Source organism: Pseudundibacterium arcticum, assembly GCF_042646465.1.
Taxonomy (GTDB): domain Bacteria; phylum Pseudomonadota; class Gammaproteobacteria; order Burkholderiales; family Burkholderiaceae_D; genus Undibacterium_A; species Undibacterium_A arcticum.
Window position 1 is genome coordinate 102702 of record NZ_JBHRTP010000041.1, and the last position, 14700, is coordinate 117401.

The window sequence follows — 14700 nt, forward strand, 5'->3', positions numbered from 1 at the left end:
GCCACCGCAGATGAGTGTGTCTTGCCGTGCTGGCGATCTCAATGCCGCTGCCCCAGACCGAGCGCACCGGCCAAGGCCTGCGGCACCGCCAATGCGCGCCGCAGCTTCAGCTTGCCGGCAGCCAACATGGCGACCAGTATATCCGCCGCCAGGTTCGGCTTGTCGGTCCGCACCGCGGCAGTGCCAATCGCCTCGACTAGCGCCAGGCCGTGATTCGGAATGATGAACTGCTGGCCCGCCGTCAGCTCGATGTCGCCGCCCTCGTTGTAGGCGGTGATCCAGACCCGGCCGGACACGCATTCGACCCGATGGCCCTTGGCCCAGGTCAGGCGCAGCGGATGATTTTCGATCAAGGCATACTGTTGCTGGTGCGATCTCATTGCAGCCTCCTGTGATTGTCCATGCAACAAGAATACGGCGGCGCAGCGCTTGATAACAGATGCAGTAAAACGAAATTGTTACCATCACAGTTGATTCCTTGATCAACTGTGATGGTCTAAAATGGGTCTCACTGTATCTATTCCGGCAACACCTGACCGCGGCAGAATGACACCATGTCCAGCCCCATCAACCTGTATGAACATCTGGCCGACGAGCTCGGCGCGCTGATCGCCAGCCGCGTCTTTGCGCCGGGCGACCGCTTGCCGTCGATCCGCCATCTGGCGCAACAAAAACGGCTGTCGATCAGCACCGTGATGCAGGCGCTGCGCCTGCTGGAAGACCGCGGCTTGCTCGATGTCAGGCCGCAGGCCGGATTCTATGTGCGGCACCGCGCGCGCAATCTGGTCCTCGCGAGCGTGACGGTGGCAGCGGAAAGCCTGAAGGCGCCGGCCTATGTCGGCATCAACAACCTGCTGATGCGCATTCTGCAGGCCAACGAGACGCCGGGCGTGATTCAGCTCGGCTCGGCCTGGCCGCCGGACGAGCTGCTGCCGACCAAACGGATCCAGCAACTGGTCGGTTCGGTCGGGCGGCACGATCCATCGCTGCTGGCCAGCGTCAACTGCTTCATTACCAATGAACCTAACTTCGAGCGCCAGGTCGTGCGCCGCGCGCTGGACTGGGGCAAGCTCGATCCGGCCGAAATCGTGGTCACCAGCTCCTGTACCGAAGCGATCAGCCTGTGCCTGCGCGCGGTGGCCAAGGCGGGCGACACCATCGCGATCGAGTCGGCCACCTATTTCGTGCTGCTGCAACTGATCGAGAGCCTGGGCATGAAGGCGCTCGAGATCCCGACCCACCCGGCCACCGGCGTCTCGCTCGACGCGCTGGAACTGGCGCTGAGTGAGGGTTTGGTACAGGCCTGCCTGTTCATCCCGAATGCGAATAACCCGCTCGGCTGCGTCATGCCGGAAGCCAACAAGAAGCGCCTGGCCGCGCTGCTGGCGCAGCACAAGGTGCCGCTGATCGAGGACGACGTGTACGGCGACCTGTGTTTTCGCAGCGAGCGACCGTGGCCGGTCAAGGCCTACGACACCAGCGGCAATGTGCTGCTCTGCTCATCGTTTTCGAAAGCAGTCAGCCCGGCGGCGCGGGTTGGCTATGCGGTGGCGGGACGCTATGCGCAGCAGGTGGCGTTTCTGAAAATGGTATCGAGCGGCGCCACCAGCCATTTCTTCCAGGCGGTGTTGGGCGAATTCCTGAGCGGGCGCAGTTACGACAATCAGGTGCGCAAGATGCGGCGCACACTGGCGCAGCGGATCGCCCACATGTCGGACGTGATCGCCGAGGCGTTCCCGTCGCAATGCGTGATCTCGGAACCGCAGGGCGGCTTCGTGCTGTGGGTCGAGCTGCCGCCGCAGGTCGACGCGCTGGCGCTGCATCACAGCGCGATCCAGAACGGCATCGCGTTCATGCCGGGCCCGCTGTTCTCGGCGTCGGGCAAGTTCGATCATCACCTCCGCCTCAATTGCGGCAATGCCTGGAGCGCCGAGATCGAGACCGCGGTGCGGCGGCTCGGCGCGCTGGTGCATCAGGCGGCAGACGGTGGGCATGGGGCTGAGGGGCGTTTGCGGGAATGAAATATACTGGCGTCAGTATTTTTATTGCGCGCAATGAATACATGGGCTTTGGGCGTTTTTTGACAGATACTCCTGCAAAAACACTGCCGATCGAACAGATTGGCAGACTCCGTCATCGTCGTCCCAGCGAACGCTGGGACCCAGCGTCTTTCGTCGCATCACCCGAGCGCTATTCCAACTCAACTGACTCTCGTGTAACCACCTAGCCGACATCACGGTGCACAACGTACGCCACTGGGTCCCCCCTTGCAGGTCGCATCTGCGCTTGCAAGCGCAGACCGTTGCACAGGCGGACAGCGTGCTGTCCGAATTCCCTGCTCCACCTTTCGCTGGGACGACCAAGTTTATGGAGCGTTGCCTGATATCTGACAGTCCCACAATTGTTACGATTTGGTGAGCGATTCAGCGCTGCGGCGCAAATTTATAACCACGATTACTGCAACGTTATAACAACGATTACAACAACGCCCCAAACCCCAGCAACACCGCCAGCCCCAGCACCGCAAAAATCCCGGCCGAGATAAACCGCACCAGCTTGAACGGAAATTGCGGCGACGCCACCTTGCCCAGGATCACCGCCGGCACGTCGGCGATCATCATGCCGAGCGTAGTCCCGGCCACCACCTGCAACAGATCCGGATATTTCGCCGCCAGCGCGATCGTCGCCAGCTGCGTCTTGTCGCCCATCTCGGCCAGAAAGAAGGTGATGCAGGTAATCGCGAATACGCCGTAGTGGCCGCGCTCCTTCGCTTCCTCGTCGATCTCGTCGGGCTTCAGCGCCCACGCCGCGATCAGCAGGAACGAGATGCCGAGGATCCAGCGCAGGGTAGCGGGGCTGAGCGCGGTACGGATCCATTCGCCGAGCAGACCGGCCAGCGAATGGTTGAGCAAGGTCGCCGCCAGAATACCGACGATGATCGGCAGCGGCCGCTTGAAGCGGGCCGCCAGCAGCAGTGCCAGCAGTTGGGTTTTGTCGCCGATTTCGCCGACCGTGACGGCTAGCGCAGATACGAGGAAGGCTTCCATGGTCATCAGGCGGATCGGGCGAAACAGGAACCAATGACACGCCTACCACCCGCCCAATCCCTGGAAACGGCAGTACACGTGTCAAAGGTCTCGCCAAACCCGAGGGTCGAATACGCCATGGCAACAGCCAAGTATGTTGACGCATTCCCTGCAACGACGCAGGAGACTACTCCCCAATGACAGAAAATCCCGGCTATTGTAATGCAAATCTGGGCGGCGCTGGCTTCAGGCCTTTCCGCCGCTGCGCCTCATCCAGTGCATGAATTTTTCACGCGGATGCTCTTCTTCGAAAAAGCGCGGCGAGGTCTTGATCAGATCGCTGCGCGAGATCAGGCCGACCAGCCGGCGCCGTTCCAGATCGTCGACTACCGCAACCCGTTCGGCACCCCAGCGCCTGCAACAGCATTGCGCGATCGAGGATGCCCCCGTGGAATTTTACGCCAACGCACGATATTGAGCTGGTAGCCGGCAATTGGTCCGCGTCTCCCGCAAGTCATCGGGCGGCTGGTAGGGTAAACTTGCCCGCTTGCATGAATTACATCAATCTGACCAATCGATCTGACTAATCGATCTGACTAAGGAGTGGCATCGCGTGAACCCGTTTTTACAATGGTTGCAGGGATTCGTGCCCGGTGCGGTCCGGGTCAACCCGGTCGAGCGGCTGCGGGCGTGCTGCGGCGCTTTGCTCGGCATCTTGCTGACGGGCGTTGCGACCCGCCTCAGCCTGGGGTCCAATTCCGGACTACCGTTGCTGATTGCGCCGATGGGTGCATCGGCCGTTTTACTGTTCGGGGTGCCGGCCAGCCCGCTGGCGCAGCCGTGGTCCATCATCGGCGGCAATGTGGTGTCGGCGCTGATCGGCGTGAGCTGTGCGCTGTGGATTACCGATCCGACCTTGGCCGCTGCGGTGGCGGTTGCCGCTGCGATCGGCGCGATGTTTGCGCTGCGCTGCCTGCATCCGCCCAGCGGCGCGGTGGCGCTGACTGCAGTGCTGGGCGGGCCGGCGATCCTGGCGCAAGGCTACCGCTTCGTGCTGTTGCCGGTGTTGCTGAACTCGGCCTTGCTGCTGCTGGTGGCGCTGCTATTCAACAATGCGACGCGCCGGCGCTATCCGCACCCGACCCGGCTGGAGCACGCCAGGACGCATGGCACCGCCGACGCGCCGGCGGCCGACCGCCTCGGCTTCACGCCGGCCGATCTGGACGATGTGCTGAAACAGTACAACCAGGTGCTGGACATCAGCCGCGACGATCTGGAAAGCCTGTTGCTGCAGACCGAGATGCACGCCTACCGGCGCCGCTTCGGCGAGATCAGCTGTGCCGACATCATGTCGCGCGATGTCGTCACGGTCGAGTTCGGCACCACGCTGGAAGATGCGTGGCGGCTGCTGCGTGAGCACCGCATCAAGGCGCTACCGGTCATCAACCGCGCGCGCCGGGTAATCGGGATCGTGACCCAGACCGATTTCATGGAACATGCAGAGCTGGATCTGCACCAAAGCTTCGACGCCAAGCTGCGCGGCTTCATCCGCCGCATCGGCCACACCCATTCGGACAAGCCGGAAGTCGTCGGTCAGATCATGAGCAGCTCGGTCCGCAGCGTGCTCGCGTCCATGCACATCGTGGAACTGGTGCCGCTGCTGTCCGCTTCCGGACGGCATCATGTGCCGGTGCTCGATGCCGAAAAGCGCCTGGTCGGCATTGTCACGCAGACCGATCTGATTGCGGGCATGTATCGGGCGCGGTTGGGCGAGACGCGCACCGCGGAGGCACAGGCCAAATAAAAACCGCCCAGAGGCGGTGTTGGCCGACGCAAGAGGGTGCACGATAGAGCTATCCGTCTGCATGCAATTGCCTGGCCCATCCCCACCCCAGCCCTCCCCTTGAAGGGGAGGGAGAAATCGGCTTCACGCGGCCTTTTTCTCGTCGCGCAATTCGCGCCGCAGGATCTTGCCGACGTTGGTTTTCGGCAGATCGGCACGGAACTCGATGTACTTCGGCCGCTTGTAACCGGTCAGCTTTTCCTTGCAGAAACTCATCAGGTCTTCAGCGCTCAGCGCTGGATCCTTGCGCACCACAAACAGCTTGACCGCCTCGCCCGAATGCTCGTCCGGCACGCTGACGCAGGCGCATTCCAGTACGCCAGGATGCATCGCGACCACCCCTTCGACTTCGTTCGGATAGACGTTGAAGCCGGACACCAGGATCATGTCTTTCTTGCGGTCGACGATCTTGATAAAGCCGCGCTCGTCCATTACGCCGATGTCGCCGGATTTAAAGAAGCCGTCGGCGGTCATCACCTGCGCTGTTTCCTCAGGACGATTCCAGTAACCGGCCATCACCTGCGGGCCGCGGATCGCGATTTCACCGGATTGGCCGAGCGGCACCGGATTGCCATCGTCGTCCAGAATCATGACTTCGGTGGACGGCAGCGGGATCCCGATGGTGCCGCTGAATCCGGTCGCAGTCGCCGGATTGCAGGTCGCCGTGGGCGAAGTCTCGGACAGGCCGTAACCTTCGATGATCGGGCAGCCGGTGACCTTGATCCATTGGTCGGCCACCGCCTTCTGCGCCGCCATGCCGCCGGCATTGCAGGCCTTGAGCCCGGAGAAATCGAGCTTGGCGAAATCAGGGTTATTCAATAGCGCGTTGTACAGCGTATTGACGGCCGGCAGCATACTGAATTTGTACTTGCCCAGCTCCTTGACGAAGCCGGGAATGTCGCGCGGATTCGGAATCAGGATGTTCATCGCGCCGACGCGGGTGCCCAGCAGGCTGCAGGCGGTCAGTGCGAAGATGTGGTACAGCGGCAGCGCGCAAACGATGACCAGTTGTTCCACCTTCGGCTCGCGCTGGATCACCGGCTGCAGCCAGGCATCGTTCTGCAGCACGTTGGCGATCACGTTGCGATGCGACAGTGCCGCGCCCTTCGACACGCCGGTGGTGCCACCGGTGTATTGCAGGAAAGCGAGGTCGTCGTGCGTCAGCGTGACCGGCTTGAAGGTCATGCCGGCGCCCTCCGACAGCATCCGGTTGAAGCGGATCGCGCCCGGCAGCGTATAGGCCGGCACCATTTTCTTGATATTGCGCACCACGAAATTGACGATCGTGCCTTTCAGCGTGCCGAGCAGATCGCCCATGCTGGCGACCACGATGTGCTTGATGCTGGTGCGACCGACGACCTGCTGCAGCGTGGTGGCAAAATTTTCGAGGATGATGATCGCTTCGGCGCCGGAATCGTTGAGCTGGTGCTCCAGTTCACGCGGGGTGTACAGCGGATTGACATTGACCACGGTGTAACCGGCGCGCAGGATGGCGGCGGTGCAGACCGGATTTTGCAGCACATTGGGCAGCATGATGGCCACCCGTGCGCCCTTCTGCATGCCCCGGCCTTGCAGCCAGGCGGCCATTTTCTGCGACAGCGCATCGACTTCCGCATAGGTCAGGTACTTGTCCATGCAGACGTACGCATTGCGTGCGGCGAACTTGCGGAACGACTCTTCCATCAAATGCACTAGCGAGCGGTATTGCGTGTAATCGATTTCTGCGGGTACGCCTTCCGGGTATGACTTCAGCCAAATTTTATCCATGCTCCACCCCTGGTTCTTGATTGTCGTGATTGTCTTGATTATCAGATGCCGTTGCCTTGACTCTTGACTGCCCGCCGCTCGTCACTGCCTAAGTCACTGGCCGGTCTCGGAGTCGGATCGACTGAATAGGTCGATGCGCCCCTTGCATCAAAATAGCACGGTTGTATTTTTTTCTTCAATCTCGATACTATCGGGCAGGGCAGCCGCTTGCAAGCGTTTTGAGCAATATGTGAACAACTCTTCTATCGTGGCTTTCATGTTGCGATGCAGCATAACGCGCGCCCGCAGATGCACCACGCCCTCTTCATCCGGTTCCGGCTGGACCTGTACCAAGGCCACCGCCGGATGCTCGAACAGCACTTCCTCGACTTGGCGCGGGTACACCCGCTCGCCGCCGCGTATCAGCATGTGGACCTTGCGGTCGATCAGCGTGACGTAGCCATCCTCGTCGAGGCTGGCGATGTCGCCCGTTGCCAGCCAGCCGTCCTGCAGCCGTTGCGCGCTGGCCTGCGCACCGCGCTGGTCAGCGCCGTCGTAGCCGCCGAACACCTGTGGCCCGCGCAACCACAATTCACCCGGCATATCGGTCGCGGCGCTGTCGCCGCTGTCGAGGTCGACAATCTTGACCTCGGTATCCGGCAGCGGCAGCCCCACCACGCCGGAGCGGGGCCGGGCCGCCAGCGGCATCGCGATCGCGGCCGGCGACGCCTCGGTCAGGCCATAGGCTTGGATCAGGCGACCGCGCGTCAGCTTTTCGAATTCTTCGCGGATTTCCTGCGGCAGCGGCGAGCCGCTGACCGCGCAGACCCGGATCGAGGCCAGCCCGTAGCGCCGCACGCCGGCCGTATGCGCCAGTTGCCGCACCAGGCGCGGCGTGGTCGGGAAGAAGGTCGGGCGCAATTTCTTGACGGTTTGCAGCAGCTGGCTCAGCTCGTCGCCCGGCAGCAGGATCAGCGTTGCGCCCAGATACACGCCCAGATGCAGCAACGCGGTCAGGCCGTAGGCGCTGGACAATGCTTGCTGCGCCAGGAAGCGTTCGTCGCCGGGACGCGACTCCGGCAGCCAGTGCCGCAGCTGCAACGCGTTCGACGCCAGATTGCGATGCGTCAGCGGCACCGCTAACGGCGCACCGGTGCTGCCATGGGTGTAGGCGATCACCGCAACGTCGTCCATCCCGATCGCGCGCGGCAGCGCGGGCGCAAGCTGCCGGCCGCGCACCAGCACATCGCCGAACTTGGAAAAGCGCCGTTCCTGCTTGCGGTGCTGGCGATCCCGCCGGAACCACGGCAGCCAGTGCCCCTCCTGAACGTGACGCAAGACGGCGAATTTCAGCTTTTCGCGCCAGCCCAGATAATCGATCAGCGATGCAAACACGACGCGCCGCAAGTCGCACGCGCGCGGGTCCGATTGCAGCAGGTCGCGCAGTTCGTCGTAGCGGTTCGAGGTGGTGACCAGCAGCACGCTGCGGGACTGTGCGATGCGCTGCAGCAGGGTATCGGCAGCGCTGCTGGAGTCGCATAGGACCGCCACTGCGCCGGCCCTGAGCACGCCGAAATAGGCGATCAGCCATTGCGGCGTATTCGGCAGCGCCAGCATCACCCGCTCGCCGGGTCGGATGCGGCGCACGATCAGGCCGTGCGCAAAGCGGTTGGCGAGACGGTCGAGCTCGCGCCAGCTCAGCTTGCGCCCCAGATACTGAATCGCCGCAGTGTGCGCATAGCGCCTGGCAGTCGCCTCCAGCAGGCGTGGCAGCGGCAACTGCGGTGGCTTGATCTGGTACGGCGTGCGCGCATCGTAGGACTTGAGCCAGGGGCGCTCGGCTTCCAGCCGCTTGCGCTGGGCGCGCCGCTGCAGCTTTTGCGCGGCGCGCTGTTCCAGCAAGGCGACCGGATCGACTTGCGCCTGCAGGAAGCGCTCGATCGCGCGGTTGACCGCATCGGGGCGCTCGATCATCACCTGATGCGCCGACACCGGGATCACGACCTGCTCGGCGCCCGGAATCAGCCTGGCCACGTCCTGGTACGAGCTGGCGTCAAACAGGATGTCGCGCTGGCCCAGGATCACCAGGGTCGGCGTGCGGATCGCGCGCAGAGCTTCGGCGCCGTCCCATGGCATCAGTGCGTTGCGGTTTTGCAGATAGACCACGTGGGCCGGTGGATAGACCCGTGCGGCATCGACCCCGAGGCGCGGCAGCAGGCCGAACAAGCCGTGCAGAATCGCCGGCGGCACCCGCAGCAACAAGCGTCCGGCCAGCCGCAACCGGAAGCGCACCGCCGATGCGATGATCACCAGCGCCGACACGCGCTGCGGATGCTGACGCATGAAGTCGGCGGCCAGTGCACCGCCGAAGGAATGGCAGACCAGGATGAAGCGCTGCGGCACCTGCAAGGCCGCCAGTGCGGACGCGATATCGGCCACCAGTTCCGGCACGTCGTAACGCGCGCCGTCGGCTTCGGTCGGCGCATCGCTGTAGCCGTGGCCGCGCAAATCGAGCGCGATCACGCGGTAGTCGCTCTGGAATTGCTCGAGCTGGTATTCCCAATACGCGGCGCGGCCACCGAAACCATGGATCAGCACCATGGTCGGCGCCGCATGTTTATCGCCGTATTCGGGACCGGGACCGGCGTCGACCACGCTCAATTCGAGCGCACGGCCGTTGACCATGCGGTCGGCGAGTTGGAGAGTGTGGCGATGCAGATCGACGTCGAAGCTCATCGACGCATTGTAGCGAGCCGCCGCCCGGCTGTCAGCGCCGCCGCCTCGGCATGGCGCCGGCGCGCTGCGTTATGGAGGCGGCGCGCTGCGTTATGGAGGCGGCGCGCTGCGTTACGGCTGTGCCGTCAGCGCCGCCTTGTTAGTCGTCACGCCGGCCATCATCGGCGCGCTCTGGCCGAGTTGGATCAGGCGCTGCTGGCGGGTCGATTTGTCGAGCTCGGCCAGTTGCTTGACCGCCGCATAGAACTTGCCGAAATTTTTTTTTTGCTGGTTCAGCAGCGCCTTGAAGCCGGGCACGAAGTCGTGATAGGTCGCCACCGCGGCCAGATGCGCATTGTTCAGCGGCTGACTGAACCAGCGATCGTAACCGGCATAACCACCCCACTTCTGCTTCTGCAACTGGTAATCGTCCTGCAGCGTGGCGAAGATGCGCTTTTTCTGTTCCAGCTTTTGCTGGTCGCTGGCATCGCTCGCATAGTTAATCAGCGCGGCGGCGCGTGCCTTCTGCAGCAGTGCCAGGAAATCGCTCTTGCGTGCTTCGTGTTCGGCATAAGCGGTGCGCATCTTGGCGTCGCCGTGCGCTTCCAGCCAGCGCTCGACGCCGACTTCCTCGACTGCAGTGGCGAACGACTCATTGAACTGGGAGTCGCCCTTCGCATACACGACCTGATGCGCCAGTTCATGGAAAATCAGCCGTGCCAGTTCGGCATCCGGGTATTGAATGAAGGTCGACATTACCGGATCGTTGAACCAGCCCAGGGTCGAATAGGCCGGCACGCCTGCCAGTTCCACGTCCTCGCCCGCATCGCGCAATGCGGTCGCCGCCGCCTGCGCCTGGTCCTTGCTGTAATAGCCGCGGTAGCTGACGCAGCCGGCGACCGGGAAGCACCATTGCGTCGGCCGCAACGACAGCGGCGGCGTCGCCACCACGTTCCACAGCACGAACTGACGCTTCAGATCGGCGTAGTTCTTGTAGCTGCCATTGTCCGGCAGGCCCAGTTCCCGCGCCGCGTATTGGCGGATCTCCTTGACATGGGCCAGCCTGGTTTTGAGTTTGGCATCGACGCTGGCGTCGGCCAGCCAGTCGTCGATCGGACGCGCCTCTGACAGCAACGACATCTGCCCCTGCGCCGCCTGCGCGTAGTAACCGAGGCCAGAGCAACCGGCCACTAGCGCGGTGGCGCCGCCGAGCAGCACTGTCAGCACGCTGGCCGCGACGCCGTTCCGAATCCTGATTGCATGCTTCATTGTGTCCCGCCCGCTATCCGTCAACTGTTCCGTCAAACTCAAGGCGCCAAGCCACACCCGCCGGGCACCTACTGCACAATACCAAAGAGAGTGTGCGATATCTCCCCTCAATTTATTTGCGGGAATAGACACGTAAAATACGAGTATTTGATGCTCCGGGTTCTGCCAACCGCTTGCGGACCCGGACAGGGGGCGCTGTGATGTTGTTGTTATTGCGCTGTTGTTATTGCTCTGTCGCGCACATTGCAGTTGCGCCGCAGGTCCGTATTTCTCCGTATATTGCTCTCCGTACACATGCTGCTCTTTAAGACTTGCTCGTGCCGCCTTAGTTCATTTTTCCCGTTTCCAAATCAACGGTGAGCGCGGCGGCGGCGCGAAGACCTTACTGTATTTAGTAAGGCCAAAGCCGACCACACAGTGCACGTTTGCTCTAGCAATGGAATCAATTTAATTTTTCGACCTGCACCAGTACATCGTAGAAGGTCGGTCCGCCGCCCATATCGGTCAGCCGCTGCCCGGTCACTTCATTGGCATTCTTGCCATCCGTGGCCAGCTTTTTCCACCAGACCGACAGCCCGACCACCAGACCGGGTCGCGCCTTGTCGGTGACGCGCACCTTGGCGCTGAATGCGCCGCGCCGGTTGTAGATCCGGGCCCGGTCGCCGGCGCTGATGCCGCGTGCGGCGGCGTCCTGCGGATGCATGTCCAGATGTGGCTCGCCTTCGGTGTCGCGCAGGCTCTGCACATTGACGAAGCTCGAATTGAGGAAGTTGCGCGCCGGCGGCGAAATCATCGCCAGCGGATATTGTTTTGCCAGCGCCGGATTGCTGGCCACCGATTCGTAAGGCGCGATATAGGTCGGCAGCGGATCGAGGCCATCGTCTTGCATGCGGGCGCAGTAAAACTCGCATTTGCCCGACGGCGTCGGAAAACCGCCGTCGGCGAACGGTGCATCCGGCAGATTGAGTTTTTGCCAACCTTTCTGTTTCAGGCTGTCCCAGTCGAAATGCACCGCCTTTTGATCGCGCCGGTCGAACGCCTGCGCCGCGATCTGGTCGTCGCTCTCCTTGAAGCAGGCTTCGTCGTACCCCATGCGCGCCGCCAGCAAACGGAAAATTTCGGTATTCGGCTTGGCCTCGCCCAGCGGCGCGATCGCGGCGTTATTCGCCATCATGTACAGGTGGCCATAGGTCGAATGGATGTCGACGTGCTCCAGCTGGGTGGTGGCCGGCAGCACGATGTCAGCATAGTCTGCGGTGTCGGTCTGGAAATGCTCCAGCACCACCGTAAACAAGTCTTCGCGTGCAAAGCCCTGCGCCACTTTCGGCGATTCCGGTGCGACCGCGACCGGGTTCGAGTTGTACACGATCACGGTGTCGATCTTCGGCCCGAACTCGGGCGATGCATCGCGCAGCAGGTCGTCGCCGATGGTGCTCATGTTGATGGTGCGCGGTGTTGCGGTCGGCAGCAGATCCGGTCGCTGCAGCGCAGCGTGATTTTTGGGAAAACTGTCCGACAGCGACAGCTGGATGCCGCCTGCCGCGTGGCGCCAGGCCCCGATCAGCGCCGGCAAACAGGCGATATTGCGCACTGCCATGCCGCCGCCGCGCACGCGCTGCATGCCGTAGTTCAGGCGGATCGCGACCGGCTCGCCGCGCTGCGCCGACTCGCCGTACAGCCGTGCCAGTTGCAGCACCTGTTCGACCGCCAGGCCGCAGGTGGTCGCGGTGCGCTCGGGCGTCCATTCGCTGACGCGCTGCTTCAACTGCTCGAAGCCGAGCGTGTGGCGGGCGATGTAATCGTGATCCAGCAAATCCTCGGCGATCAGCACATGCATCATGCCCAGTGCCAGCGCGGCGTCGGTGCCGGGCAGCAGCGCGATATGCTGGTGGCATTTTTCGGCGGTCAGCGAGCGATACGGGTCGATCGCAATCAGGGTGGCGCCGCGCCGCTTGGCCTCTTGCGCCCGCATCCAGAAGTGCAGATTCGAGGCAATCGGGTTGCCGCCCCAGATCAGGATCAGTTTGCTATTTTGAAACTGTTCGATGTCGGTTCCGATGCGCGCGCCCAGCGTGTACTTGTAACCGACACCGCCTGCCGCGGCGCAGATGGTGCGATCCAGCAGCGACGCGCCGAACTTGTTGAAGAAGCGCGCCGCCATCGATTCGCCCTGCACCAGACCCATGGTGCCGGCATAGCTGTAGGGCAGCACCGACTGCGGATCGTGCGCCGCCGCGCTTGTCAGCCGCGCCGCAATCGTGTCGAGCGCTTCATCCCAGCTGATGCGGGCAAATTTGCCCTCGCCTTTCTTGCCGACGCGCTTCATCGGATACAGCAGCCGGTCCTGGTGGTAGGTGCGTTCGGTATAGCGCGACACCTTGGTGCACAATACGCCGGCCGTGGTCGGGTGCTCCGGGTCGCCGCGCACCGCGGTCGCGACGCCATCCTCGACGGTCACCAGCAAGGCGCAGGTATCGGGGCAATCATGCGGACAGACCGCGCGCACTTGTGAAATCGTCATGTGTTTTCCAGAGAGTATATTGTTAATCCCGGCATCTTATTTGCGGAATATGGCATCAATCGGAGGAGTATTTTGTACCAGCCCACACCGCGCAGCCGATCCCGGTGCACAGCGCGGTGTCCTTGGCGTAATATAGAGAATCGGTTACGGCCATCGCCCCCCACAGTGTAAACCAGAGCGCGCCGCGCGATACGACGCAGCGCGCAACAAGAATATCCGGAGCACAGCATGAAACTGATCGACCCCATCATCGCCTTCCAGTCCGAATTGCAGCAAATCCGGCGCGACATCCACGCCCATCCGGAACTGTGTTTTGAAGAACAGCGCACCGCCGAGGTGGTCGCCAAGAAATTGACCGAGTGGGGCATTCCGATCCTGCGCGGGATGGGCGTCACCGGCGTGGTCGGCATCATCAAGAAAGGCAGCAGTGCGCGCGCGATCGGCTTGCGGGCCGACATGGATGCGTTGCCGATGCAGGAGCTCAACACCTTCGCACACGCGTCGCAACACGCCGGCAAGATGCACGCCTGCGGGCACGACGGCCACACCGCGATGCTGCTCGGCGCCGCGCACCATCTGGCCCAGCATGGCAGCTTCGACGGCACGGTGTATGTCATTTTCCAGCCGGCGGAAGAAGGCGGCGGCGGCGCGAAAAAGATGATCGACGACGGTCTGTTCACGCAATGCCCGATGGAAGCGGTGTTCGGCATGCACAACTGGCCCGGCGTGGCGGTTGGCAGCTTCGGCGTGACGCCGGGACCGATGATGGCATCGAGCAATGAGTTTGAAGTGATCGTCAGGGGCAAGGGCGCGCACGCGGCGCAGCCCTACAAGGGCATCGACCCGATCATGGTGGCGGTCCAGATCGCGCAAAGCTGGCAAACCATCGTGTCGCGCAACACCAATCCGAACGATGCCGCCGTGCTGTCGGTGACCCAGATCCACGCCGGCAGCGCCACCAATGTGATCCCGGACGACGCCAGCCTGATCGGCACCGTGCGCACCTTCAGCGTGCCGGTGCTGGACATGATCGAACAGCGCATGCGCGAGATTGCCCAGCACACCGCAGCCGCGTTCGGCGCCGAACTCGATTTCAGCTTCCACCGCAATTACCCGCCGCTGATCAACCATCCGAAGGAAACCGCGTTCGCGGTCGAAGTGATGCAGGCGGTGGTCGGCCACGACCATGTCGACGCCACGGTCGAACCGACCATGGGCGCCGAGGATTTCGCCTTCATGCTGCAGGACAAGCCCGGTTGTTATGTGTTCATCGGTAACGGCGAGGGCCAGCACCGCGCATTCGGTCACGGCCTGGGGCCATGCAATCTGCACAACCCGAGCTATGATTTCAACGACGATCTGCTGCCGATCGGCGCCACCTACTGGGTCCGGCTGGCGGAAAGCTATCTGTAATCGATACTAAGCGGGTAACAAGCGCGTAATAAGCGGGTAACAAACGGGTAATAGACTGGGAACGAACCGGCGGCGGCCGTAATTTATACTGCCACCTGTATATTCAAGCCCGGGCGCGCTCGAATTCCAAGTGCAACATTTTTTATGAAAGAATGTTGCATGGCAAA

10 protein-coding genes and 1 riboswitch are annotated in these 14700 nt (G+C 62.6%); of the genes, 4 read left to right on the plus strand and 6 right to left on the minus strand.

What is annotated here, in order from left to right:
• Window positions 1-38: 38 nt before the first annotated feature.
• Window positions 39-380 (minus strand): DUF2917 domain-containing protein, encoded by a 342-nt coding sequence (locus tag ACFOFO_RS14540; RefSeq protein WP_390331862.1) that lies wholly within the window; start codon window positions 378-380, stop codon window positions 39-41.
• A 174-nt stretch (window positions 381-554) separates the two neighbouring features.
• Between ACFOFO_RS14540 and ACFOFO_RS14545 the strand changes: the two genes are divergently transcribed.
• Window positions 555-2021, plus strand: coding sequence for an aminotransferase-like domain-containing protein (locus ACFOFO_RS14545; protein ID WP_390327156.1), 1467 nt, complete (start codon window positions 555-557; stop codon window positions 2019-2021).
• Window positions 2022-2477: 456 nt separating this feature from the next.
• On the opposite strand, the gene ACFOFO_RS14550 is transcribed toward ACFOFO_RS14545, so the two are convergent.
• Complete coding sequence (locus ACFOFO_RS14550) at window positions 2478-3053, minus strand: TMEM165/GDT1 family protein (protein ID WP_390331863.1); 576 nt, start codon at window positions 3051-3053, stop codon at window positions 2478-2480.
• Between the two features lie 12 nt (window positions 3054-3065).
• Window positions 3066-3234, minus strand: a riboswitch (yybP-ykoY riboswitch).
• A gap of 14 nt (window positions 3235-3248) precedes the next feature.
• Here ACFOFO_RS14550 and ACFOFO_RS14555 point away from each other — a divergent pair.
• A complete protein-coding gene (locus ACFOFO_RS14555; RefSeq protein WP_390331865.1) occupies window positions 3249-3512 on the plus strand; it encodes a hypothetical protein in 264 nt (87 codons plus the stop codon).
• A 127-nt stretch (window positions 3513-3639) separates the two neighbouring features.
• A complete protein-coding gene (locus ACFOFO_RS14560) occupies window positions 3640-4830 on the plus strand; it encodes an HPP family protein (RefSeq protein ID WP_390327161.1) in 1191 nt (396 codons plus the stop codon).
• 123 nt (window positions 4831-4953) lie between these two features.
• Here ACFOFO_RS14560 and ACFOFO_RS14565 read toward each other — a convergent pair whose 3' ends face one another.
• The 4 genes from ACFOFO_RS14565 to ACFOFO_RS14580 form a co-directional block, all read right to left on the minus strand.
• Window positions 4954-6636, minus strand: a complete 1683-nt coding sequence (locus ACFOFO_RS14565; protein WP_390327162.1) for a long-chain fatty acid--CoA ligase — start codon at window positions 6634-6636, stop codon at window positions 4954-4956.
• A gap of 147 nt (window positions 6637-6783) precedes the next feature.
• Window positions 6784-9351: an alpha/beta fold hydrolase gene (locus ACFOFO_RS14570; RefSeq protein ID WP_390327164.1), complete on the minus strand. Its 2568-nt coding sequence runs from the start codon at window positions 9349-9351 to the stop codon at window positions 6784-6786.
• Between the two features lie 111 nt (window positions 9352-9462).
• Window positions 9463-10599: an aminopeptidase gene (locus ACFOFO_RS14575; protein ID WP_390327166.1), complete on the minus strand. Its 1137-nt coding sequence runs from the start codon at window positions 10597-10599 to the stop codon at window positions 9463-9465.
• Window positions 10600-11041: 442 nt separating this feature from the next.
• Window positions 11042-13120 carry a molybdopterin-containing oxidoreductase family protein gene (locus ACFOFO_RS14580; RefSeq protein WP_390327168.1) on the minus strand — a complete coding sequence of 693 codons (2079 nt, stop codon included), beginning with the start codon at window positions 13118-13120 and terminating at the stop codon, window positions 11042-11044.
• A 228-nt stretch (window positions 13121-13348) separates the two neighbouring features.
• Here ACFOFO_RS14580 and ACFOFO_RS14585 point away from each other — a divergent pair, with 228 nt between their 5' ends.
• Window positions 13349-14533, plus strand: coding sequence for a M20 aminoacylase family protein (locus tag ACFOFO_RS14585; protein ID WP_390327170.1), 1185 nt, complete (start codon window positions 13349-13351; stop codon window positions 14531-14533).
• Window positions 14534-14700 lie beyond the last annotated feature (167 nt).

Excerpts from the sequence above, each read along its gene's own strand:
- ACFOFO_RS14585 (WP_390327170.1), top strand. The coding sequence starts at position 13,349 with ATGAAACTGATCGACCCCATCATCGCCTTCCAGTCCGAATTGCAGCAA.
- ACFOFO_RS14575 (WP_390327166.1), bottom strand. The coding sequence starts at position 10,599 with ATGAAGCATGCAATCAGGATTCGGAACGGCGTCGCGGCCAGCGTGCTG.
- ACFOFO_RS14540 (WP_390331862.1), bottom strand. The coding sequence starts at position 380 with ATGAGATCGCACCAGCAACAGTATGCCTTGATCGAAAATCATCCGCTG.
- ACFOFO_RS14565 (WP_390327162.1), bottom strand. The coding sequence starts at position 6,636 with ATGGATAAAATTTGGCTGAAGTCATACCCGGAAGGCGTACCCGCAGAA.
- ACFOFO_RS14545 (WP_390327156.1), top strand. The coding sequence starts at position 555 with ATGTCCAGCCCCATCAACCTGTATGAACATCTGGCCGACGAGCTCGGC.
- ACFOFO_RS14570 (WP_390327164.1), bottom strand. The coding sequence starts at position 9,351 with ATGAGCTTCGACGTCGATCTGCATCGCCACACTCTCCAACTCGCCGAC.
- ACFOFO_RS14555 (WP_390331865.1), top strand. The coding sequence starts at position 3,249 with ATGCAAATCTGGGCGGCGCTGGCTTCAGGCCTTTCCGCCGCTGCGCCT.
- ACFOFO_RS14550 (WP_390331863.1), bottom strand. The coding sequence starts at position 3,053 with ATGACCATGGAAGCCTTCCTCGTATCTGCGCTAGCCGTCACGGTCGGC.
- ACFOFO_RS14580 (WP_390327168.1), bottom strand. The coding sequence starts at position 13,120 with ATGACGATTTCACAAGTGCGCGCGGTCTGTCCGCATGATTGCCCCGAT.